Annotated in this window: 18 protein-coding genes; 16 read left to right on the top strand and 2 right to left on the bottom strand. The window is 64.7% G+C overall.

What is annotated here, in order from left to right:
- Positions 1-26 precede the first annotated feature (26 nt).
- From JQ580_RS10390 to trmB, 7 genes are all read left to right on the top strand, one after another.
- Entirely contained in the window at positions 27-1,025 is a 999-nt protein-coding gene (locus JQ580_RS10390; protein WP_106947419.1) for a PhoH family protein, read from the top strand.
- A 61-nt stretch (positions 1,026-1,086) separates the two neighbouring features.
- Complete coding sequence (gene ybeY / locus JQ580_RS10385; RefSeq protein ID WP_212279916.1) at positions 1,087-1,596, top strand: rRNA maturation RNase YbeY; 510 nt, start codon at positions 1,087-1,089, stop codon at positions 1,594-1,596.
- A gap of 1 nt (position 1,597) precedes the next feature.
- Positions 1,598-2,716 carry a hemolysin family protein gene (locus tag JQ580_RS10380; RefSeq protein WP_249134080.1) on the top strand — a complete coding sequence of 373 codons (1,119 nt, stop codon included), beginning with the start codon at positions 1,598-1,600 and terminating at the stop codon, positions 2,714-2,716.
- Entirely contained in the window at positions 2,713-4,326 is a 1,614-nt protein-coding gene (lnt, locus tag JQ580_RS10375) for an apolipoprotein N-acyltransferase (protein WP_212279907.1), read from the top strand. Before JQ580_RS10380 ends, lnt begins: the two co-directional genes overlap by 4 nt.
- A 222-nt stretch (positions 4,327-4,548) precedes the next feature.
- Entirely contained in the window at positions 4,549-4,962 is a 414-nt protein-coding gene (locus JQ580_RS10370) for a helix-turn-helix domain-containing protein (protein WP_094894323.1), read from the top strand.
- A gap of 86 nt (positions 4,963-5,048) precedes the next feature.
- Positions 5,049-6,206 carry a M20 family metallopeptidase gene (locus JQ580_RS10365; protein WP_212279905.1) on the top strand — a complete coding sequence of 386 codons (1,158 nt, stop codon included), beginning with the start codon at positions 5,049-5,051 and terminating at the stop codon, positions 6,204-6,206.
- On the top strand, positions 6,203-6,913 hold the full coding sequence (gene trmB, locus JQ580_RS10360) for a tRNA (guanosine(46)-N7)-methyltransferase TrmB (RefSeq protein ID WP_212279897.1): 711 nt from the start codon (positions 6,203-6,205) through the stop codon (positions 6,911-6,913). The genes JQ580_RS10365 and trmB overlap by 4 nt, the downstream gene beginning before the upstream one ends.
- Here trmB and JQ580_RS10355 read toward each other — a convergent pair.
- Entirely contained in the window at positions 6,910-7,992 is a 1,083-nt protein-coding gene (locus JQ580_RS10355) for a DUF2336 domain-containing protein (RefSeq protein ID WP_212279895.1), read from the bottom strand. The two genes, trmB and JQ580_RS10355, sit on opposite strands and share 4 nt — an antisense overlap.
- A 375-nt stretch (positions 7,993-8,367) precedes the next feature.
- Between JQ580_RS10355 and rimP the strand changes: the two genes are divergently transcribed.
- The 9 genes from rimP to JQ580_RS10310 all read left to right on the top strand — a co-directional run bounded on the left by rimP (position 8,368) and on the right by JQ580_RS10310 (position 19,679).
- The gene (gene rimP, locus JQ580_RS10350; RefSeq protein WP_212279893.1) at positions 8,368-9,120 is read left to right on the top strand and encodes a ribosome maturation factor RimP; all 753 of its coding nucleotides are present in this window, start codon (positions 8,368-8,370) and stop codon (positions 9,118-9,120) included.
- 2 nt (positions 9,121-9,122) lie between these two features.
- A complete protein-coding gene (gene nusA / locus JQ580_RS10345) occupies positions 9,123-10,733 on the top strand; it encodes a transcription termination factor NusA (protein WP_212279892.1) in 1,611 nt (536 codons plus the stop codon).
- A gap of 23 nt (positions 10,734-10,756) precedes the next feature.
- Positions 10,757-11,440 (top strand): RNA-binding protein, encoded by a 684-nt coding sequence (locus JQ580_RS10340; RefSeq protein WP_212279890.1) that lies wholly within the window; start codon positions 10,757-10,759, stop codon positions 11,438-11,440.
- A 69-nt stretch (positions 11,441-11,509) separates the two neighbouring features.
- Entirely contained in the window at positions 11,510-14,218 is a 2,709-nt protein-coding gene (gene infB / locus JQ580_RS10335) for a translation initiation factor IF-2 (protein WP_212279888.1), read from the top strand.
- A 154-nt stretch (positions 14,219-14,372) separates the two neighbouring features.
- Positions 14,373-14,807, top strand: coding sequence for a 30S ribosome-binding factor RbfA (gene rbfA, locus JQ580_RS10330; protein WP_212279886.1), 435 nt, complete (start codon positions 14,373-14,375; stop codon positions 14,805-14,807).
- On the top strand, positions 14,804-15,940 hold the full coding sequence (truB, locus tag JQ580_RS10325) for a tRNA pseudouridine(55) synthase TruB (protein WP_212279884.1): 1,137 nt from the start codon (positions 14,804-14,806) through the stop codon (positions 15,938-15,940). Before rbfA ends, truB begins: the two co-directional genes overlap by 4 nt.
- A 2-nt stretch (positions 15,941-15,942) precedes the next feature.
- The gene (rpsO, locus tag JQ580_RS10320) at positions 15,943-16,212 is read left to right on the top strand and encodes a 30S ribosomal protein S15 (RefSeq protein WP_008131787.1); all 270 of its coding nucleotides are present in this window, start codon (positions 15,943-15,945) and stop codon (positions 16,210-16,212) included.
- A 379-nt stretch (positions 16,213-16,591) separates the two neighbouring features.
- Positions 16,592-18,748, top strand: coding sequence for a polyribonucleotide nucleotidyltransferase (gene pnp, locus JQ580_RS10315; protein WP_212279882.1), 2,157 nt, complete (start codon positions 16,592-16,594; stop codon positions 18,746-18,748).
- 199 nt (positions 18,749-18,947) lie between these two features.
- A complete protein-coding gene (locus tag JQ580_RS10310; RefSeq protein ID WP_249134079.1) occupies positions 18,948-19,679 on the top strand; it encodes a superoxide dismutase in 732 nt (243 codons plus the stop codon).
- Between the two features lie 113 nt (positions 19,680-19,792).
- Here the strand turns inward: JQ580_RS10310 and katG are convergent, their stop codons facing one another.
- Positions 19,793-21,961: a catalase/peroxidase HPI gene (gene katG, locus JQ580_RS10305; protein ID WP_212279880.1), complete on the bottom strand. Its 2,169-nt coding sequence runs from the start codon at positions 21,959-21,961 to the stop codon at positions 19,793-19,795.
- Positions 21,962-21,966 lie beyond the last annotated feature (5 nt).

The following is a 21,966-nucleotide window of genomic DNA, read 5'->3' as shown; positions in this document are numbered from 1 at the left end:
CTCCCAGCCGCAAATTTGACCGCGACATGCAAGTTCCGCCCGAGACCCAGGTCGTCATCGACTTCGACGACAACCGCGCCGCTTCTGCGCTGGTCGGCCCCTACGGCCAGCATCTGGCCCAGATCGAACGGCGGCTCGGCGTCGTCGTCGACTCCAAAGGCAACCACATCACCATCGGCGGCTCGCGCGATGGCTGCGACGCCGCTCGCCGCGTGCTCGAAACGCTCTATGCCCAGGCCGTGAAGGGGCAGGATCTCGACCAAGGCGAGGTCGAGGGCGCGATTCGCGCCGTGATCGCGCAAGGCTCGCTGTTCGAGTTCGACGCCAAATCGGCCAAATCGGCGGCCTTCGACAGCATCAATCTGCGCAAGCGCCCGGTGCGCGCACGCACGGCCGCGCAGGATTCCTATATCCGCGCACTGAAGCGCCATGAGCTGGTGTTCGGCATCGGCCCGGCCGGTACCGGCAAGACCTGGCTCGCGGTCGCGCATGCCGCGCAGCTGTTCGAGCGCAAGGAAGTCGACAAGATCATCCTGTCGCGTCCGGCGGTCGAAGCCGGCGAGCGGCTCGGCTTCCTGCCCGGCGATCTCCGCGAGAAGGTCGATCCTTATCTGCGCCCGATCTACGACGCGCTCTACGACCTCATGGATGCGCGCATCGTCGAGCGTGCGCTCCAGACCGGCGAGATCGAGATCGCGCCGCTCGCTTTCATGCGCGGCCGCACCCTCACCAACGCCGCCATCATCCTTGACGAGGCGCAGAACACCACATCGATGCAGATGAAGATGTTCCTGACGCGCCTCGGCGAGAACAGCCGCATGATCGTGACCGGCGACCCCTCGCAGATCGATCTGCCGAACGGCCAGACCTCGGGCCTGGCCGAGGCGACCCGCCTCCTGGGCGGCGTCGAGGGCATTGCCCAGGTGCATTTCAAGGCCGAGGACGTGATCCGCCACGAACTCGTGGCGCGGATCGTCGCCGCCTACGAAGGCTCGCCGCAGCGGCCGGCCGCCGGCAAATCCTGACGAGGCAACAACCGGACCCAGAGGGCGCGGATACGGCGCCTCATCGTTCCGAACAAAGACAATGTCGCAACCGAATCTTCCCATGACCGAGGTCCTCGTCGTTGCCGATTGCTGGCAAAGCGAGCCCGATTCCGAAGCCGTGATCCAGCGCGCGGTCGCCGCCGCGGCCGAAAGCGTCGACGAAGACGTTGCCGACGCCGAAGTGGCGGTGATGCTGACCGATGATGCCGGCATCCGTACCCTCAACAGCAATTGGCGCGGCATCGACAAGCCGACCAACGTGCTGTCGTTTCCCGCGCTCCAGCCGGAGGGCGAGTGGAAACCGGGCGATGCACCGCGCATGCTCGGCGATATCGCGATCGCCTACGAGACCATGCGGCGCGAGGCGGACGAGGAACAAAAGCCGTTCGACCACCATTTGAGCCATCTCGCCGTGCACGGCTTCCTGCACCTGATCGGCTACGATCACGAGAACGACGGCGACGCCGAGGAGATGGAAGCACTGGAGACGCAGATCCTGGCTCACCTGGGAATTCCCGATCCCTATGCAGACCGCGCAGGGACGCACTGAGATGCCGGACTCCGACCCGATCCAAGACAATCCGCGCCACTCGGCCAATTTGCCGGTCGTGGTGACCCAGGGCGAGGTGATGCGCCCGACCGCCGATGGCTGGCTTCTGCGCGCCATTCGCACGCTGTTCGGCTGGAAGGCGGGATCGGTGCGCGACGACCTCCAGGTCGTGCTCGATGCGACGACGCCCGACGACACCGGCTTCTCGGCAGTCGAGCGCACCATGCTGCGCAACATCCTCGGTCTGCACGAGCGCCGCATCGCCGACGTCATGGTCCATCGCGCCGACGTCGTCGCGGTCAAGCGCGACATCCCGCTCGGCGAGTTGATGGACCGCTTCGAGAGTGCCGGCCATTCGCGCCTCGTGGTCTTCAACGAGACGCTCGACGATCCCGTCGGCATCGTCCACATCCGCGACCTGCTCGCTTTCATGACCTCGCGTGCCCGCGTGTCGGAAGCGACCAAGACCAAGCGCAAGAAGCCGCTGCCGGCCGGGCTCGACCTCCGCGCCGTCGATCTCGCGATGCCGCTCGAGGATGCGCGCATCATCCGCAAGCTGCTCTACGTGCCGCCCTCGATGCGGGCAATCGACCTGCTGGCGCAGATGCAGGCCACGCGCATCCACCTGGCGCTCGTGGTCGACGAATATGGCGGCAGCGACGGACTGGTCTCGCTCGAGGACATCGTCGAGCAGATCGTCGGCGAGATCGACGACGAGCACGACAGCGACGAGCCGCCCTCGATCGTTCGCCTGCCAGACAACGCCTTCATCGCCGACGCCCGCGCCAGCCTCGACGACGTTCGCACCGTGATCGGCGAGGATTTCGTCACCGGCGAGGCCGGCGAGGAAGTGGAGACGCTCGGCGGCTACCTCGTCAGCTTCGTCGGGCGCCTGCCGGTGCGCGGCGAGGTGATCTCGGGTCCCGGCAATTACGAGATCGAGGTGCTCGATGCCGATCCGCGCCGCGTCAAGCGGCTGCGCATCTCGACGCGGAAGGAGCGCCCCGCGCCGCGCACCCAGCGCGAGACCCGGCGCCGCGAGGCCGCGCCGGACAGCGGTCAACCGCCGGCCAATGACACGCCCACCCCGCCGCCGAGCGACGGGACCGGCCAGCAGTGAGCCCGTTCCAGCGCCTTCGACAAATTGCGCTTGCCATCATCCTCACCTGGGGATGGAAGCGCGCCGTCATCGCCATGGCGTGCGGAGCGCTGTCGGTGCTGGCGCTGGCGCCGTTCAACCTGTTTCCGGTGCTGTTCATCACCTTCCCGGTGCTGGTCTGGCTGATCGACGGCGCCGGCGCCGGACGCTATCGCGGCGTCCCCGCCGCAGCACTGACCGGCTACTGGTTCGGGCTCGGCTATTTCGTCCCCGGCCTCTACTGGATCGGCTACGCTTTCTTCGTCGATGCGGATGTGTTCGCTTGGCTGACACCGTTCGCCGTGCTCGGCCTGCCGGCCTATCTGTCGATATTCACTGCGGTGGGCTTTGCGCTTGCCCGCCTGCTCTGGACCAAGAACGCCACGCGCGTGCTCGCGCTCGCCGCGAGCCTCACGGTCAGCGAATGGCTGCGCGGCCACGCGCTGACCGGCTTTCCCTGGAACGCGTTCGGCTACGCACTGTCCGAGCCGCTGCCGCTGGCGCAGACCGCCTCTCTGGTCGGCCTGTGGGGCATGACGTTCGTGACGGTTGCGATCTTCGCGAGCCCCGCGACACTGATCGATCGCACGCCCGATCGCCGCATGGCGTGGCGCGCGCCGGCGGCCGCAATTGCGCTCCTGCTTGTCATGAGCATCTTCGGCGCGATCCGCCTGTCGCTGCATCCAACCACGATGGTCTCAGGCGCCAAGCTGCGCCTGATGCAACCGAACCTGCAGCAGGACGCCAAATTCAACTACGCCGCAAAAGCGGAGGTGATGAAAAAATACCTGGCGCTGTCGGATCGGGCCTCCGGCCCGCAATCGACCGGCGTGCGCGATGCCACCATCCTGATCTGGCCGGAATCCGCCTTTCCGTTCTTCCTGACCCGCGAAGCCGACGCGATGGCGCAGATCGCCGACCTTCTGCCTCAGGGCACGGTGTTGATCACGGGTTCGGTCCGCGCACCCGACCTGCCGCGCGGCACGCCGATCACGCGTGCTTATAATTCGATCTACGTCATCGATCACGACGGCAGCGTGCTCGCAGTGTACGACAAGTTGCATTTGGTGCCTTTCGGCGAATTTCTTCCCTACCAGGCGTTGATGGAGAGGCTCGGTTTTGAGCAGCTGACGCGCATGCGCGGCGGCTTTATTCCCGGTACGGTGCGGCATGCGCTGCAGGTGCCCGGCGCGCCTCCCGCGCTACCGCTGATCTGTTACGAAGCGATCTTTCCCGGCGAGGTGGCCGGACGCAACGAGCGACCGGGCTGGATCATCAACCTCACCAATGACGGTTGGTTCGGCATTTCGACCGGCCCCTATCAGCATCTGGAGCAGTCGCGGATGCGCGCCATCGAGCTCGGCTTGCCGCTCGTCCGCTCCGCCAATACGGGTGTCTCCGCGGTGATCGATCCCATGGGCCGCACCGTCGCCAGCCTCGGTCTCGGAATCGAAGGCATTTTGGATGCAAGTCTCCCTGCCGCGATCTCACCGACCGTCTATGCGCGGGTGGGCGATGTGCCTGCCGCCATGCTCGTCGCAGTGGCCGTGTTTCTTGCCGTCCGCCGACGCACCGCCAAGCGGAAGGCCTGATCGCGCCGTCGCCGTGGAGGCGGCCGGAAGCTTTTGACAACCGTAGTCCCACGGTTGACAGACTGCACGCGGGCTCCCCATTCTGCGCCGGCTGCAAAAGACAGTGGTGCATTGCTAAATTTCTCCGCAATGTTTCCCAATAAGAGGGTTTGATTTGACGTTGCTTGCACCAGAGGCACTCCGGTTGATTGCGCTGAAGGTGGTGTTTGGAGGGCTGAGGAAATGTCGAAAGCGCCCAACCCTGTTGACAAATATGTCGGCAGTCGCGTGCGTATGCGCCGCATCATGTTGGGCATGAGCCAGGAGAAGCTCGGTGAAGCTTTGGGCCTGACTTTCCAGCAAGTTCAGAAATACGAGAAGGGTACCAACCGGGTGGGCGCGAGCCGCATCCAGCAGATCGCCGAGATTCTGCAGGTGCCGGTGTCGTTCCTGTTCGAGGGTGGCCCAAGCGGCGTGGCAGGTCCGGATGGCTTCAGCGAAGGCGCCTCCCCTTCCTATGTATCGGACTTTCTCGCGACCTCCGAAGGGCTTGCCCTGACCAAGGCATTCACGCGAATCACCGATTCGAAGATGCGCCGCTCGATCGTCGATCTCGTCGAGCAGATCGCGGCCCGCGAAGGCCCCGACAAACGCTGACGCGCGATCTCAATGGCGATTTGAGACGGCGTGAAATCTGGCCTATGTCGTCATTTCCGGTCGCGCCTTGATGCGTGTCCACTCCGATGATGCGATTCAAGGGCACAGATGCGCGCATGACCACCTCCAATTGGTTCGATTCCCAAACTATTCTCGATGGCATCCGCCGCTGGGTGGAGATCGAAACGCCGACGGAAGCGCCTGAGCAGGTCAACAGGCTGATGTCCGTCGTCGCGGAGCAATACCGCGATCTGCCCGTCACGCTGGAGCGCGTCGCCGGCGTCGACGGCTGCGGCGACCATCTCATCGCGCGCACGAATTGGGGGCAGGACCAGCCGGGCATCCTGGTGTTGAGCCACCTCGATACCGTTCATCCCATGGGATTCATCCAGCGCCTGCCGTTCAAGGTCGAAGGTGACGTCGCGTTCGGCCCCGGCATCTACGATATGAAGGGCGGCGCCTACATCGCCCATCACGCGTTTCGTGCACTGTGTGCCACAGTCGATCGCTCGCCGCTCGGCATCACGCATCTGTTCACCTCCGACGAGGAGATCGGCAGCCCCACCTCCCGCGCACTCATCGAGGCGGAAGGGCGCAAGGCCAAATACGTGCTGGTGACGGAGCCGGCGCGCGACGGCGGCAAGATCGTGACCGGACGCAAGGGCGTCGGACGCTTCAAGGTCTCAATCAAGGGCGTGCCCGCGCATGCCGGCTCACGGCCGGAAGACGGCCGCAGCGCCGTGCGCGAGCTCGGCAACGTCATCCTGGCTCTGGAAGGGATGAACGACCTCGCGCGCGGCGTCACCGTCAATGTCGGTGTCGTGGGTGGCGGCACGCGCCCCAACGTTACCCCCGAAGAAGCCTATGCCGAAGTCGATTTGCGCGTGCTGAGCCTCGGGGACGCAGAGGAGTTCGTCGGCAAGATCCTTGGGCTGACATCGAAGACCGACGGCGTCACCGTCACCGTCACCGGCGGGCTCAATCGTCCGCCCTACGAGAAGAGCAACGCAGGCGCCTCGCTCTACGAGCATGCGAAGACGCTCGCCGGCGAGATCGGCTTCGAGCTGGTCGACACCCACACCGGCGGCGGCTCGGACGGCAATTTCACCGCGGCCCATACCGCGACGCTCGACGGTCTCGGCGTCGACGGCAAGGGCGCGCACACCCATTATGAGCAGATCTACATCTCGTCGCTCGCCCCCCGCGCGCGGCTGCTCCATCGCCTTTACCAGACGCTGCGATGAGCGAGCGCAAATCGGACTCCGATCGCGATGACGGCGAGCGCGCGTTCTTCGGGCGCCGCAAGGGTCACAAGCTCAGGCAGCACCAGGCCGAGCTGATTGGTCATCTGCTGCCGCATCTGGCGCTCGACATCGACGGCGAGACGCCGGCGGATGCAAGCGAGATATTCGATCCCGCCGCTGAAGATGTGCGGCTCGAGATCGGCTTCGGCGGCGGCGAGCATCTCGCGGCCGAGGCCCAAAGCTTCGCCACGACGGGCTTCATCGGCTGCGAGCCCTATGTCAACGGCATGGCAAAGATCCTCGCGCAGATCGAGGCCGCGAACATCGGCAACATCCGCCTGTTTGCAGGCGATGCCGCCGAACTGCTGGCCTGGCTGCCGAAGGCATCGCTGTCGCGGATCGACCTGATCCATCCGGATCCCTGGCCGAAGCGGCGGCACTGGAAACGGCGCTTCGTCCAGGACAGAACGATCGCCGCAATGGCGCGCGTGCTGAAGCCGAACGGCGAATTCCGCTTCGTCTGCGACATCGACGATTACTGCGCCTGGACCCTGTCGCATCTTGCGCGTTCGCAGGATTTCGTCTGGCTTGCCGAGCGCGCCGACGATTTCAGGCAGCCATGGGCGGGCTACACCATGACGCGCTACGGCCGAAAGGCGACGCGCGAAGGACGCAAGGCGGCTTATCTGCGGTTCAGACGGCTCTAGATCGTCTGCCGGTTGCGCCAGAAATTCACGACGCGCTCGGCAGTCGTCGGCATCAGGCGCGTGAAATTGACGCGCGCGGCCTCGATGTCGGCATCGGCCGGCGTGCGGTGCGGGCCGTACCAGAGCAGGATGAGCGCGCGAACCGTGGGCCAGCCGAGATTGAGCACGCGGCCGAGAATGAGGATCGGATCGTAGCGATCGCCCGAGATCAGGCGATCGAGGACCGAGAGGCGAATGCCGGCCATCGCCGAGAGCGAGGCGATCGATTCCTCGTATTTGTTCGCCTTGGCGAAGCCCAGCAGCGCGCTCTCGCCGAGATGGCCGCCGCGATGCAACGCCAGCACCGTGCGCTGGGCCGCGGAGAAATCGCGCCGCGGTCCTGGCGGCAGCGCGGCCTCCTCGATGGCAGCCATCGCGCGCTTGATCTCGACCTGGCGCGCGGGGTTGACCACGCTAGAGAGCCGACGGCGGATGACGTCGAGCGTACCGTCCAAAAGCTCTTTCAGGTTCTCGCCCGAAAGATCGTTGCGCTGGCCGATCTTGAGCGTCAGCACGCCGTCATGCGCCGCGCGCTTGATCAGCTCGGAATAGCTGCCTGGCGAGAACACCGCGCCGGCATTGCCCGCGGTGCGGCGCACCACATTGCGATCGCCGCGCTCGACCAGCACGTCGGTGATGACGGGAGACAGGGCGGGGCGCTCCGTCATCGCTAGCAAATGCCCCTGACCTTTCAACCGCGCGATCTCGACCAGCGCGGCGTCATCGAGCACGGGGGAGCGGCGCAGCACCGGACCTGCAACCGCGATTTCGTTCTCCCGCGCGAGCTGGTTCACCAGATGCGGCGGCGCATTGTTCAACTGCGAGAAGCGCTCGGCCAGGTCGGCGCGCGAGGCAAGCTCCGCATGCGGGACGAGATCGATCAGGAGATTGTCGAAGAGATCGATGAGCTCGGGACGGAGGTTGGCGGAATCCTGGAAGAACAGTTCGGAGATGGCGCGCGCGATATCGCCGCGTCGCCGCGGATCACCGCGCTTTACGATATCGTCCAGTCCGGGAATGAGCGACGTGGCAACGGTCATGTAAACGCAAACTCGTAGGGGGCACGCCGCGGGCGCGCCCTTGGTCCAAGCCGCCCCACAATCAGGGAATTTAGACCTCCGAGGTGAAGGAAGCGTTAGGCCGGGGACGCCGCTCGTCGGGCCCAAAAAGCCTTGCTTGGCCCGCGATGGGCCTTGTCCGCAGGGACAGAAAGCGCTATATCAGCGCCAATTCATCTTCTCATACGATCCGCGTAGTGAGAGTGGGCCCGAAAGGACCCGCTCTTTTTTATTACCCGAACGTGGCTTGGCGGAAGATGGTAGCCCGACGCGCTGTCGGGAAGTTCCGAAGCGGGCTTTGAAATCTTAACCAAGCCTTAACCCAAGCCTTATCCAACGAGCGCCTTGATCTCCGATATGACCGAACCGACTGGTTCCACCGATGCCGAGTTGCTGGCCGAGCCGAGGCTCGTGGTCGAGCCGGGCGTGGCGGCACGTGTGTCTGCAGTCGCAGGTCCGGTGCTCGAGGGCATGGGCTACCGGCTGGTGCGGATCCGTATTTCCGGCGAGGCCGGCTGCACCGTGCAGATCATGGCCGAGCGGCCGGACGGCTCGATGCAGCTCGAGGATTGCGAGGCGATCTCGCGGGCGTTGTCGCCCGTGCTCGACGTCGCCGATCCCATCGATCGCGCCTATCGGCTGGAAGTTTCTTCGCCGGGGATCGACCGGCCGCTGGTCCGTCGTTCCGATTTCGAGCGCTATGCCGGCCATCTGGTAAAGATCGACATGGCCGTCGCCCATGAGGGACGCAAGCGGTTCCGCGGCAAGCTCGGGGCCGTCGAGGGCGACCGGGTGCACCTGCGTCGCGACGACGCCAAGGCGACCGACAATCCTGACGTCCTGCTGACGATGGAAGATATCGGCGAGGCCCGGCTGGTGCTGACCGACGATCTGATCGCGGAATCCATGCGCCGCGGCAAGGCCCAGGAGCGCCAGATGCGCCGCGAACTCGGGCTGGAGCCGCCGGCTGCGCCGCACGCCGAAATCAGCGCGAAGATTACCAAGAACACCAAGCCGCAAAAGAAGCCGGCCCCGACCAACACTAAGATACATCGCCTTGCTGCCGAACGCGCGCGGCGTGGCGAGATCGAGCCTGACGAAGGAGACTAGCCATGGCAGTCAGCGCCAATCGACTTGAGTTGCTCCAGATCGCCGATGCCGTTGCGCGCGAGAAATCGATCGATCGCGGTATCGTCATCGCGGCGATGGAGGACGCCATCGCCAAGGCAGCGCGGGCGCGTTACGGCAGCGAAACTGACGTTCACGCCGAGATCGACCCGAAGAAGGGCGAGCTGCGGCTGTCGCGCCACATGCTGGTGGTCGAGAAGGTCGAAAACCATTCCAACCAGATTTCGCTGGTGGATGCACAGCGCGCCAATCCCGGCGCCCAGGTCGGCGACACCATCGCCGACACCCTGCCGCCGCTCGAATATGGCCGCATCGCCGCGCAATCGGCCAAGCAGGTCATCGTGCAGAAGGTGCGCGAGGCCGAGCGCGACCGGCAATATCAGGAATTCAAGGACCGCATCGGAGACATCGTCAACGGTGTCGTCAAGCGCGTCGAATATGGCAGCGTGATCGTCGATCTCGGCCGTGGCGAAGCCATCATCCGCCGCGACGAGATGCTGCCGCGCGAAGTCTTCCGCAACGGCGACCGCGTCCGCGCCTACATCTTCGACGTCCGCCGCGAAACTCGTGGCCCGCAGATCTTCCTGTCCCGCACCCATCCGCAATTCATGGCGAAGCTGTTCGCGCAGGAAGTGCCGGAAATCTATGACGGCATCGTCGAGATCAAGGCGGTTGCCCGTGATCCGGGCTCGCGCGCGAAAATCGGCGTGATTTCCAGGGATTCCTCGGTCGATCCGGTCGGCGCCTGCGTCGGTATGCGCGGCTCGCGCGTGCAGGCCGTGGTCAACGAATTGCAGGGCGAGAAGATCGACATCATCCCGTGGTCGCCCGACATCGCGACCTTCGTGGTCAACGCGCTGGCGCCGGCCGAAGTGTCCAAGGTCGTCATCGACGAAGACCGCGAGCGGATCGAGGTCGTGGTGCCTGACACCAACAACCAGCTCTCGCTGGCGATCGGCCGTCGCGGCCAGAACGTGCGTCTGGCCTCGCAGCTCACCGGCTGGGATATCGACATCCTGACCGAGCAGGAGGAATCGGAGCGCCGCCAGGCCGACTTCGAGAATTCCACCCGCGTCTTCATGGAATCGCTGAACGTCGACGAAGTGGTCGGCCAGCTGCTGGCGTCCGAAGGCTTCACCTCGGTCGAGGAACTCGCCATGGTGGACCTCAAGGAACTCGCCGGCATCGAGGGCTTCGACGAGGAGACCGCGCAGGAGCTCCAGAACCGTGCCCGCGAATATCTCGAGCAGCAGGAAGCGGAGATCGAGGCCCGCCGCAAGGAGCTCGGCGTCGAGGACGCCGTCAAGGACGTGCCAGGCGTCACCTCCAAGATGCTGGTGAAGTTCGGCGAGAACGACATCAAGACGGTCGAGGATCTCGCCGGCTGCGCCACCGACGATCTGGTCGGTTGGACCGAGCGCAAGGAAGGCGGCGAGCAGACCAAGTTCCCGGGCGCGCTCGACGGTATCGACATTTCCCGTGACGATGCCGAGGCGATGATCATGCAGGCCCGCGTCAAGGCCGGCTGGATCACCGAGGCCGATCTCGCCAAGCCCGCTGAGGACGCCGAGGCGACCGAAGATCAGCCGGCTTAAGGGCGAAGGAGGATGTCGCCCGGATGCTCACCGATACTGACCCCGAACTTGACCATGGACCGCGGACCGAAAGGTCCGCGACCATGCGGATGTGCGCGGTCAGTCGGCAGGTCCGGCCGATCGACGAGCTGATCCGCTTCGTCATTTCGCCGCAAGGCGACGTAGTTCCAGATCTCAAGCGCAAGCTGCCCGGACGCGGCATGTGGCTCACCGCCTCCCGCGGGGTGGTTGCGGAAGCCGTCCGGCGTCACCATTTTGGCAAGGCCTTCAAGCGCGAGTTGCGCATCCCTCAGACGCTTCCTGCCGATATCGAGACGCTCCTGGTTCGGAGCGTGACGGAAGCCCTTGGGATTGCTGCCAAGGCCGGCCAGGTTGTGGCCGGCTTCGGCAAGGTCGAAAGCGCTCTTCGGGAAGGCACGGTCGAGGTCCTGATCCACGCCAGCGACGGGGCTGCGGACGGAATCCGTAAATTGGACACGCTGGCGCGTCAAAATGCCGGAAATCGCGGCGCCAAGCCGCAAATTACCGTCGTCACGGCGCTGAAATCGTTAGAATTGGATTTGGCACTGACCCGGTCAAATGTGATACATGCTGCCCTGCTCGCGGGCCCGGCGAGCAGGTCATTCCTGTCGCGTAGCCAGATGCTGGTCCGATACCGGATGGCGGACGCTGACAAGACTGCCGAAAAGCCCGGCCAGGATTTCTGAGAGATACGACGACCCGATTGGACGGTGCGGCAACGCACAACACTGATAAATCAGGATTAGGACTGCTGAATGGTTGATACCAAGACCCCGGACGACAAAAAGCTGAGCGTTCCGAGCAAGACGCTATCGCTCAAGCCGCGCGTCGAAACGGGCACTGTCCGCCAGAGCTTCAGCCACGGCCGCAGCAAGCAGGTCGTGGTCGAGAAGCGCGGCAAGCGCCGCATCGACGGCAGTGCCGAACCGCAGGCTCCCACCGTTGTCGCGAAGCCGGCACCGGCCGCGCCAACGCCGACGCCTGCTCCGTCGCGCCCGGCGCCGCCGCGCAACGCCGGATCCGGCGTGGTGCTGCGCACGCTGACCGAGGACGAACGTTCCGCCCGCGCCAGCGCGCTGGCCGACGCCAAGGTGCGCGAAGTCGAAGAGCGCCGCCAGGCCGAGGAAGAGGCCCAGCGCCGCGCCGTTCGCGAAGCCGCTGAGCGCATCGAGCGCGAAGCTGCCGAATCCCGCCGCAAGGCCGAGGAAGAGCGTCACCGTCACGAGGACGAAGCCAAGCGCAAGGCAGAGACCGAAGCCAAGAAGCGTTTTGGCGAAGGCGAGCAGCCGGCTTCCGCGCCGCGCCCCGCAGCCGCCGCCCCCGCCGCTCCGGCGCCGCGCCCCGGCGCTCCCGCCGCGCGCCCCGGCACCACCACGGCACGCCCGGGAACATCGACCGGGCGTCCCGGAACGACCACGGCGAGGCCTGCAGGTGGCCCGTTGGGCCGCGCGCCCGCCGTTGCCGCCGGCCCGGACGAGGATGATGGTCCGCGCCAGATCCGCCGCGGTCCCGGCGGCGCCGCGCGCCCCGTGGTGGCCCCCAAGCCCACCCACAAGCCTGGCCCGCAGAAGGAGCGCGGCCGCCTGACCGTCGTCACCGCATTCAATGCCGACGACGTGCGCGAGCGCTCGATCGCGTCGTTCCGCCGCCGCACCCAGCGCCTGAAGGGCCATGCCGCGAACGAGCCGAAGGAAAAGCTGATCCGCGAAGTTGTCATTCCGGAAGCGATCACGATCCAGGAACTCGCCAACCGCATGTCCGAGCGCGCGGTGGAAATCATCCGCATGCTGATGAAGCAGGGCGCGATCCACAAGATCACCGACGTGATCGACGCCGACACCGCGCAGCTGATCGCCGAAGAGCTCGGCCACACCGTCAAGCGCGTTGCTGCGTCCGACGTTGAAGAAGGCCTGTTCGACGCCACCGACGATTCGACCGACACCGAGACCCGTTCGCCCGTGGTGACCGTGATGGGCCACGTCGACCACGGCAAGACCTCGCTGCTCGACGCGCTCCGTCATGCCAACGTCGTCTCCGGCGAAGCCGGCGGCATCACCCAGCATATCGGCGCTTATCAGGTGCTGTCGCCCGAAAGCGGCAAGAAGATCACCTTCATCGACACGCCCGGCCACGCCGCGTTCACCGCGATGCGCGCCCGCGGCGCCAAGGTCACCGACATCGTCGTGCTGGTGGTCGCGGCCGATGACGGCGTCATGCCGCAGACGGTCGAAGCCATCAACCACGCCAAGGCGGCGCGGGTGCCGATCATCGTTGCGATCAACAAGATCGACAAGCCCGATGCCAAGCCCGAGCGCGTGCGCACCGAGCTGCTCCAGCACGAGGTGCAGGTTGAATCGTTCGGCGGCGACGTCGTCGACGTCGAAGTGTCCGCCAAGAACAAGACCAATCTCGACAAGCTGCTCGAGATGATCGCGCTCCAGGCCGATATCCTCGACCTCAAGACCAATTCGGAACGGCCGGCCGAGGGCACCGTGATCGAAGCCAAGCTCGATCGTGGCCGCGGTCCGGTCGCCACCGTGCTGGTTCAGCGCGGCACGCTCCGGGTCGGCGACATCATCGTCGCCGGCGCCGAGATGGGCCGCGTCCGCGCGCTGATCTCGGATCAGGGCGAGACCGTCCAGGAAGCAGGTCCGTCGGTGCCGGTCGAAGTGCTCGGCTTCAACGGTCCGCCGGAAGCCGGCGATCGTCTCGCCGTGGTCGAGAACGAAGCCCGCGCCCGCCAGGTCACGAGCTACCGTGCGCACCAGAAGCGCGAGAACGCGGCTGCCTCGATCTCCGGCATGCGCGGCTCGCTCGAGCAGATGATGTCGCAATTGAAGACCGCGGGCCGCAAGGAATTCCCGCTGATCATCAAGGCCGACGTGCAGGGCTCGCTGGAAGCGATCCTCGGCTCGCTGGAGAAGCTCGGCACCGACGAAGTCGCCGCCCGCATCCTGCATGCCGGCGTCGGCGGCATCTCGGAATCCGACGTGACGCTGGCGGAAGGTTTCAACGCCGCGATCATCGGCTTCTCGGTTCGTGCCAACAAGGAGGCCGCTGCGGCCGCCAAGCGCAACGGCATCGAGATCCGCTACTACAACATCATCTACGACCTCGTGGACGACGTGAAGAAGGCGATGAGCGGTCTGCTCGCGCCGACCTTGCGCGAAACCATGCTCGGCAATGCCTCGATCCTGGAGATCTTCAACATCTCCAAGGTCGGCAAGGTTGCCGGCTGCCGCGTCACCGACGGCACCGTGGAACGCGGCGCCAATGTGCGCTTGATCCGCGACAACGTCGTCGTGCACGAAGGCAAGCTGTCGACGCTGAAGCGGTTTAAGGACGAAGTGAAGGAAGTCCAGTCCGGTCAGGAATGCGGCATGGCTTTCGAGAACTACCACGACATGCGTGCCGGTGACGTGATCGAGTGTTACCGCGTAGAGACGATCCAGCGCTCCCTGTAAGTCCAAATCTTACCGAAGCGCCGGGATCTTTTTGAGCTGAAATTGCGGGAGTGCGATGGCCGGATTTTTCCGGCCATCCACCCCTCTTCGTTTCAACAAGACAAATGACAATGCCCGTGTCCCAAACAGGGGCATGACGAGGTGATTTTCGAGAATGCCACGCCATCATCAGAAGAAAAATTCCGCGCCCGGCGGAGGCTCGCAACGCCAGTTGCGCGTCGGCGAGCAGGTTCGCCACGCGATGGCCGAGATTTTGGCGCAAGGCAATGTGCATGATGCGGATCTTGAAGGTCACATCATCACCGTGCCGGAGGTGCGGATGTCACCCGACCTGAAGCTCGCGACAGTCTATGTGATGCCGCTCGGTGGCCGCGACACCGAGGTCGTCATCGCTGCGCTCGAACGCAACAAGAAGTTTCTGCGCGGCGAGGTCGCGCATCGCGTTAACCTGAAATTTGCACCCGACCTTCGCTTCCGCGTCGACGAACGATTCGACGAAGCGGAACGGATCGAGAAGCTTTTGAGAACACCTGCGGTGCAGAAGGATCTGGAACAGGATCCGGACACGGATCGGGAAGAAGAACGATGACGATGGACCCTGCTCACGACACGATCAGCGGCGAACAGGCCGATCAGCGCGACGCGCAAAAAAATAATCTTGCGGACGATACGCTTGCGGGCCTGAGCGGCAATTCGCAGCCGCATCAGGAGCCGCGCCGCGTCAACAACGACCCGCGCGCCAACACCAGGCAGAAGGGCAACCAGGTCCGCCGCGACCGGCGCGACGTCCATGGCTGGGTCGTGCTCGACAAGCCGATCGGCATGACCTCGACGCAGGCGGTGGCGGTGCTCAAGCGCCTGTTCAACGCCAAGCGCGCCGGACACGCCGGCACGCTCGATCCGCTCGCCTCGGGGGGCTTGCCGATCGCGCTCGGGGAAGCCACCAAGACCGTTCCCTTCGTCATGGACGGCCGCAAGCGCTACCAGTTCACGGTGTGCTGGGGCGAGGAACGCGACACCGACGATATCGAGGGCCGGGTGACCGCGACCTCCGAGCAGCGTCCGACCCGCGAGGCCATCCTGGCCCTGTTGCCCCGCTTCACCGGGGTGATCGAGCAGATTCCGCCGCGCTACTCCGCGATCAAGGTCCAGGGCGAGCGCGCCTATGACCTCGCCCGCGACGGCGAAATCGTGGAACTGGCGGCCCGTCCGGTTGAGATCCACCATTTAACCCTTGTGGATCAACCGGATAGCGACCACGCCATATTCGAGGCCGAATGCGGCAAGGGCACCTATGTCCGGGCGCTGGCCCGCGATATGGGTCGGATTCTCGGCACTTTCGGCCATATCTGTGCGCTCAGGCGGACCCTGGTCGGCCCATTTGGCGAAAACGACATGATTCCGCTGGATCAGTTGGAGGCTTTGTGCGATAGAGCCGCGTCCGGCGAGGGTAGCCTCGCGGACGCGCTTATGCCCGTTGAGACCGCGCTGGACGACATCCCGGCACTGGCCGTCACTCGGGCTGATGCGGCAAGGCTCCATCGGGGCCAAGCCGTTTTGTTGCGCGGACGGGATGCGCCCACAAGTAGCGGCACAGTCTATGTCACGGTGGCAGGCCGTCTTCTCGCGCTTGCTGAAGTCGGCAATGGCGAAATCATCCCCAAGCGTGTGTTCAACCTGACCGGCCTGACTGCCAGCTCCGGTCGCAACGAGAGAAATTGACGATGTCGATTGCCGCAGAACGCAAAGCGGAAGTCATCAAGACGAATGCCAACAAGGCCGGCGACACCGGCTCGCCGGAGGTTCAGGTCGCGATCCTGTCGGAACGCATCAACAACCTCACCAACCATTTCAAGACCCACGTGAAGGACAACCATTCGCGTCGCGGCCTCTTGAAGCTGGTTTCGACCCGCCGCTCGCTGCTCGACTATCTCAAGAAGCGTGACGAGGCGCGTTACAAGGCGCTGCTCGAGAAGCACAACATTCGTCGTTAAAGTTCTTGCGCGCGCCCAACGGCGCGCGTTTTCGTACGTGGTTTCGAACGAAAGCCCTTATTTCAAGCTTTTTGATCGAAGTTGCGCATACGTCGGACGCGGGCCGTTGACGGCCAGCATCCGGGCACGAAGAGCGAAGATCGCAATTCGCGTATTCGCATTCGTGCCGACTGACAGTCCAGCAGCAATCCGGCGGCTGGGCACAACGGGCAAGGCGCCCGTATGACCCGAAAGGATGGATGCCATCCGAAATCCAGAAACCATGGCAGGATCGCAGGACGCTGATCGCCCGCTTCGATCAACGTCCCGCAATCTTGCGCATGGTTTTTGTTTTTCGAGAGCCGTCCCTTCTTTCGAGAACCCATGAAAGAAGACCTCTATGTTCAATAAGCATTCAGTCGAGATCGACTGGGGCGGACGCCCTCTCAAGCTGGAAACCGGCAAGATCGCCCGCCAGGCCGACGGCGCCGTCGTCGCCACCTATGGCGAGACCGTGGTTCTCGCCACCGTCGTCGCCGCGAAGTCGCCGCGCGAAGGCGTCGACTTCCTGCCGCTGACCGTCGACTACCAGGAAAAGACCTACGCTGCGGGCCGCATTCCCGGCGGCTATTTCAAGCGCGAGGGCCGTCCGACCGAGAAGGAGACGCTGGTCTCCCGCCTGATCGACCGCCCGATCCGTCCGCTGTTCGTCGACGGCTGGCGCAACGAGACCCAGGTGATCGTCACCGTGCTCTCGCACGACATGGAAAACGATCCCGACATCGTCGCGCTCGTGGCCTCGTCCGCGGCGCTGACCCTGTCGGGTGCGCCGTTCAAGGGCCCGATCGGCGCGGCACGCGTCGGCTTCGCCAATGACGAGTTCATCCTCAACCCGACGCTCGACGAGATGGTGGACACCCAGCTCGACCTCGTGGTCGCCGGCACCGCCGACGCCGTGCTGATGGTGGAATCGGAAGCCAAGGAGCTGAACGAAGACATCATGCTCGGCGCCGTGATGTTCGGTCATCGCCACTTCCAGCCGGTGATCAACGCGATCATCGAGCTCGCCGAGAAGGCCGCCAAGGAGCCGCGCGAAGTCACCACCATCGACAATTCCGCGCTCGAAAAGGAAATGCTCGGCCTCGTCGAGCAGGAGCTGCGCGCCGCCTACGCCATTCCGGTCAAGCAGGATCGCTACGCCGCGGTCGGCAAGGTGAAGGAAAAGGTGATTGCCCACTACTTCCCCGAAGGGCAGGAGCCGAAATACGACAAGCTGCGCATCTCCGGCGTATTCAAGGAGCTCGAGGCGAAGATCGTTCGCTGGAACATTCTCGACACCGGCAAGCGCATCGACGGCCGTGACAGCAAGACCGTCCGCAACATCGTCGCCGAAGTCGGCGTGCTGCCCCGCGCCCACGGCTCGGCGCTGTTCACCCGCGGCGAGACCCAGGCTCTGGTCGTGACCACGCTCGGCACCGGCGAAGACGAGCAGTACATCGACGCGCTGTCGGGAACGTACAAAGAGACGTTCCTGCTGCACTACAACTTCCCTCCCTACTCGGTCGGTGAGACCGGTCGCCTCGGTGGCACCAAGCGCCGCGAGATCGGCCACGGCAAGCTGGCCTGGCGCGCGATCCACCCGGTGCTGCCGCCGCATCACGAATTCCCCTACACCACGCGCGTGGTGTCGGAGATCACCGAGTCGAACGGCTCGTCCTCGATGGCTTCGGTCTGCGGCGCCTCGCTCGCGCTGATGGATGCCGGCGTGCCGTTGAAGCGGCCGACCGCGGGCATCGCGATGGGCCTGATCCTCGAAGACAAGCGCTTTGCGGTTCTCTCGGACATCCTCGGCGACGAGGACCATCTCGGCGACATGGACTTCAAGGTCGCCGGTACGGAGCAAGGCATCACCTCGCTCCAGATGGACATCAAGATCGAGGGCATCACCGAAGAAATCATGAAGGTGGCGCTCGCCCAGGCCAAGGATGGTCGTATCCACATCCTCGGCGAGATGTCCAAGGCGCTGACCAACGCCCGCGCCGAGCTCGGCGAATACGCGCCGCGCATCGAGACCTTCAAGATCGCCACCGACAAGATCCGCGAAGTGATCGGCACCGGCGGCAAGGTGATCCGCGAGATCGTCGAGAAGACCGGCGCCAAGGTCAACATCGAGGACGACGGCACCGTGAAGGTCGCCTCCTCTGATGGCGAGGCGATGAAGGCCGCGATCAAGTGGATCAAGTCGATCGCCTCCGATCCGGAAGTCGGCCAGATCTATGACGGCACCGTCGTCAAGGTGATGGAGTTCGGCGCCTTCGTGAACTTCTTCGGCTCCAAGGACGGCCTCGTCCACATCAGCCAGCTCGCGTCCAGCCGCGTGCAGAAGACCTCCGACGTCGTCAAGGAAGGCGACAAGGTCAAGGTCAAGCTGCTCGGCTTCGACGACCGCGGCAAGACCCGCCTGTCGATGAAGGTCGTCGACCAGACCACCGGCGAAGACCTCGAAGGCAAGGTCGGCGACGCCGAGAAGGCTCCGCGCGAAGCGGCCGGCGAGTAATCGCCGAGCACCATCAGACACACGAAGGGCGGCCGAAAGGCCGCCCTTTTTGTTGGCTGTCTGCCGCGGGCATCCTCGAGATAGCAATGCGCGATTCCGCCGCTGCGTCACAATGACTGTGATCGAAACCGTCGGGGGTCGGTGCTGCGTAGCTGTTCTCACGCTTGATCAGCAGATCGTCCCCAGACAGGAGAACCACATGTCATCCATATCCCGGCGCCGTCTCATGTTCGCTGCAACAGGCCTTGTTGCCGCTGCAGCGGCTCCGCGCCTCGTGTTCGCGCAGGCCGCCGTGGCGCCCGCGGGTCCGTTCAAGCTCGATCCTCTGGCCTATCCGGCGAACGCGCTGGAACCGCATATCGATGCCAAGACGATGGAGATCCATCACGACCGCCATCACCAGGCGTTCATCACCAACCTGAACAATTTCGCCAAGGACAATCCGCAGATCGCGGAAAAACCAGTCGGTGAAGTGCTGGGCAATCTCAATGCCGTGCCGGAGGCCATCCGCACCGGCGTTCGCAACAGCATGGGCGGCCACGCCAACCACACGATGTTCTGGCAAATCATGGGCCCGAACGGCGGCAAGCCGGAAGGTGCGGTGCTCGCCGCGATCGACAGCGACCTCGGCGGCATGGAGAAATTCCAAACCGACTTCAACGCTGCCGGCGGACGCGTATTCGGCTCCGGCTGGGTCTTCGTGACAGTCAGCAAGGATGGCAAGCTCGCGATCGAGACCCGCCCCAACCAGGACAACCCGATGATGGACGGCAAGCGCGCGCTGCTCGGCAACGACGTCTGGGAGCACGCCTATTACCTGAACTACCAGAACCGTCGCGCCGATTATCTCAAGGCCTGGTGGAACACGGTGAACTGGAAAGTCGTCGGCGAACGCTACGCCGCGGCCAAGGCCGGTACACTCGGCGTGTGACCGCTCACAGCGACCACGATAAAAGGGCGGCCTCTCGGGCCGCCCTTTCCTCGAATGAGAGATGCTTCAGGGCGTCATTCCCCCTCTCCCGCAAGGGAGAGGAGGAGGTGGCGTTACTGGCGCACGATGTCGTAGCGATCGAGGTTCATCACCTTGGTCCAGGCCTTGGCGAAATCCCTGACGAACTTCTCCTTGGCGTCCGAAGTGGCATAGACCTCGGCGTAGGCCCGGAGCTGCGAGTGTGCGCCGAAGATCAGGTCGACGCGCGTGCCGGTCCACTTGACCGCATTGGTCTTGCGGTCGCGGCCCTCATAGGTGCCGTCAGCCGCCTGGGACCACTGCGTGCTCATGTCGAGCAGGTTGACGAAGAAGTCGTTGCTCAGCGTTCCCACCTTCGAGGTGAGGACGCCGTGCTTCGAACCATTCGCATTGGCGCCGAGCACGCGCAGGCCGCCAAGAAGCACCGTCATCTCCGGACCGGTGAGCCGGAGCAGTTGCGCGCGATCGACGAGGGCCTCCTCCTGCTGCATGAACTGATGCCGCTTGCCGATGAAGTTGCGGAAACCATCGGCGCGCGGCTCCAGCGGAGCAAAGGAGGCAGCGTCGGTCTGCTCCTGCGAGGCATCCATGCGGCCCGGGGTGAAACCGACCTTCACGTCGACGCCAGCATCCTTGGCGGCCTTTTCGACCGCCGCGGTACCTCCGAGCACGATCAGGTCGGCCAGCGAAACCTTCTTCGCGCCTGACGACGCGTTGAAGTCCTTTTGAATCGCTTCGAGCTTGCCGAGGACCTTCGCAAGCTGGGCGGGCTCGTTCACCTCCCAGTCCTTCTGCGGGGCAAGACGGATGCGCGCGCCGTTGGCGCCGCCGCGCTTGTCCGAACCGCGGAACGTCGAGGCCGACGCCCACGCTGCCGAGACCAGCTCGGACACCGAGAGGCCCGAGGCCAGGATCTTGGTCTTCAGAGCGGCAATGTCCTGATCGCTGGCCAGCTCGTGATTCAAGGCCGGGATCGGATCCTGCCAGATCAGCGTCTCCTTCGGCACCAGCGGGCCGAGATAACGCGGGATCGGACCCATGTCGCGATGGGTGAGCTTGAACCAGGCGCGGGCAAAGGCGTCCGCGAACTGGTCGGGGTTCTCGAGGAAGCGCCGCGAGATCTTCTCATAGGCCGGATCGAAGCGCAGCGAGAGGTCGGTGGTCAGCATCGTCGGCCGATGCTTCTTCGACTTGTCGAAAGCGTCGGGAATGATGGCGTCGGCACCCTTGGCCGTCCACTGATTCGCACCGCCCGGGCTCTTCGTCAGCTCCCATTCGAAGTTGAACAGGTTCTCGAAGAAGTTGTTGCTCCACTTCGTCGGCGTGGTCGTCCACGTCACCTCGAGACCGCTGGTGATGGTGTCGCCCGAATGGCCCGACGCGTGCTTGCTCTTCCAGCCGAGGCCCTGATCCTCGAGCGCGCCCGCCTCCGGCTCCGGCCCGACCAGCGAGGGATCGCCTGCACCATGGGTCTTGCCGAAGCTGTGGCCACCCGCGATCAGCGCGACGGTTTCCTCGTCGTTCATCGCCATGCGCGCGAAGGTCTCGCGGATGTCCTTGGCCGCGGCGACCGGATCCGGCTTGCCGTTCGGACCCTCCGGGTTGACGTAGATCAGGCCCATCTGCACCGCGCCGAGCGGCTCGGCGAGCTCGCGTTCGCCGCTGTAGCGCTCATCGCCCAGCCAAGTGCCTTCCGGACCCCAATAGAGCTCTTCCGGCTCCCAGACGTCGACGCGGCCACCGGCAAAGCCAAACGTTTTGAAGCCCATCGATTCCAGCGCGACGTTGCCGGCGAGCACCATCAGGTCAGCCCATGAAATCTTGCGGCCGTATTTCTGCTTGATCGGCCAGAGCAGACGGCGCGCCTTGTCGAGATTGGCGTTGTCGGGCCAGCTGTTGAGTGGTGCGAAACGCTGCTGGCCGGCACCCGCGCCACCGCGGCCGTCGGTGGTGCGGTAGGTGCCCGCGCTGTGCCAGGCCATGCGGATCATGAGGCCACCGTAGTGACCGAAGTCGGCGGGCCACCATTCCTGCGAGTCGGTCATCAGAGCGGTCAGGTCCTTGATGACCGCGTTCAGATCGAGCGACTTGAACTCCTTCGCGTAGTCGAAGTCCTTGTCCATCGGGTCTGACTTGGCGGAATTCTTGTGCAGCGTCTCGATGCTGAGCTGGGTCGGCCACCAATCGCGGTTCGCCGGTACGCGTTTTCCACCCGAAAACGGGCACTTCGAAGTGTCGTCCATGAATA

The sequence above is a fragment of the Bradyrhizobium sp. SZCCT0148 genome (genome assembly GCF_018129985.1).
Classification (GTDB): domain Bacteria; phylum Pseudomonadota; class Alphaproteobacteria; order Rhizobiales; family Xanthobacteraceae; genus Bradyrhizobium; species Bradyrhizobium japonicum_H.
The sequence above is the reverse complement of the archived record's forward strand: the minus strand, read 5'-3'. Positions and strand labels throughout refer to the sequence as shown.

Excerpts from the sequence above, each read along its gene's own strand:
- JQ580_RS10390 (WP_106947419.1), top strand. The coding sequence starts at position 27 with ATGCAAGTTCCGCCCGAGACCCAGGTCGTCATCGACTTCGACGACAAC.
- ybeY (WP_212279916.1), top strand. The coding sequence starts at position 1,087 with ATGTCGCAACCGAATCTTCCCATGACCGAGGTCCTCGTCGTTGCCGAT.
- JQ580_RS10380 (WP_249134080.1), top strand. The coding sequence starts at position 1,598 with ATGCCGGACTCCGACCCGATCCAAGACAATCCGCGCCACTCGGCCAAT.
- JQ580_RS10370 (WP_094894323.1), top strand. The coding sequence starts at position 4,549 with ATGTCGAAAGCGCCCAACCCTGTTGACAAATATGTCGGCAGTCGCGTG.
- JQ580_RS10365 (WP_212279905.1), top strand. The coding sequence starts at position 5,049 with ATGATGCGATTCAAGGGCACAGATGCGCGCATGACCACCTCCAATTGG.
- trmB (WP_212279897.1), top strand. The coding sequence starts at position 6,203 with ATGAGCGAGCGCAAATCGGACTCCGATCGCGATGACGGCGAGCGCGCG.
- JQ580_RS10355 (WP_212279895.1), bottom strand. The coding sequence starts at position 7,992 with ATGACCGTTGCCACGTCGCTCATTCCCGGACTGGACGATATCGTAAAG.
- rimP (WP_212279893.1), top strand. The coding sequence starts at position 8,368 with ATGACCGAACCGACTGGTTCCACCGATGCCGAGTTGCTGGCCGAGCCG.
- nusA (WP_212279892.1), top strand. The coding sequence starts at position 9,123 with ATGGCAGTCAGCGCCAATCGACTTGAGTTGCTCCAGATCGCCGATGCC.
- JQ580_RS10340 (WP_212279890.1), top strand. The coding sequence starts at position 10,757 with ATGCTCACCGATACTGACCCCGAACTTGACCATGGACCGCGGACCGAA.
- infB (WP_212279888.1), top strand. The coding sequence starts at position 11,510 with ATGGTTGATACCAAGACCCCGGACGACAAAAAGCTGAGCGTTCCGAGC.
- rbfA (WP_212279886.1), top strand. The coding sequence starts at position 14,373 with ATGCCACGCCATCATCAGAAGAAAAATTCCGCGCCCGGCGGAGGCTCG.
- truB (WP_212279884.1), top strand. The coding sequence starts at position 14,804 with ATGACGATGGACCCTGCTCACGACACGATCAGCGGCGAACAGGCCGAT.
- rpsO (WP_008131787.1), top strand. The coding sequence starts at position 15,943 with ATGTCGATTGCCGCAGAACGCAAAGCGGAAGTCATCAAGACGAATGCC.
- pnp (WP_212279882.1), top strand. The coding sequence starts at position 16,592 with ATGTTCAATAAGCATTCAGTCGAGATCGACTGGGGCGGACGCCCTCTC.
- JQ580_RS10310 (WP_249134079.1), top strand. The coding sequence starts at position 18,948 with ATGTCATCCATATCCCGGCGCCGTCTCATGTTCGCTGCAACAGGCCTT.
- katG (WP_212279880.1), bottom strand. The coding sequence starts at position 21,961 with ATGGACGACACTTCGAAGTGCCCGTTTTCGGGTGGAAAACGCGTACCG.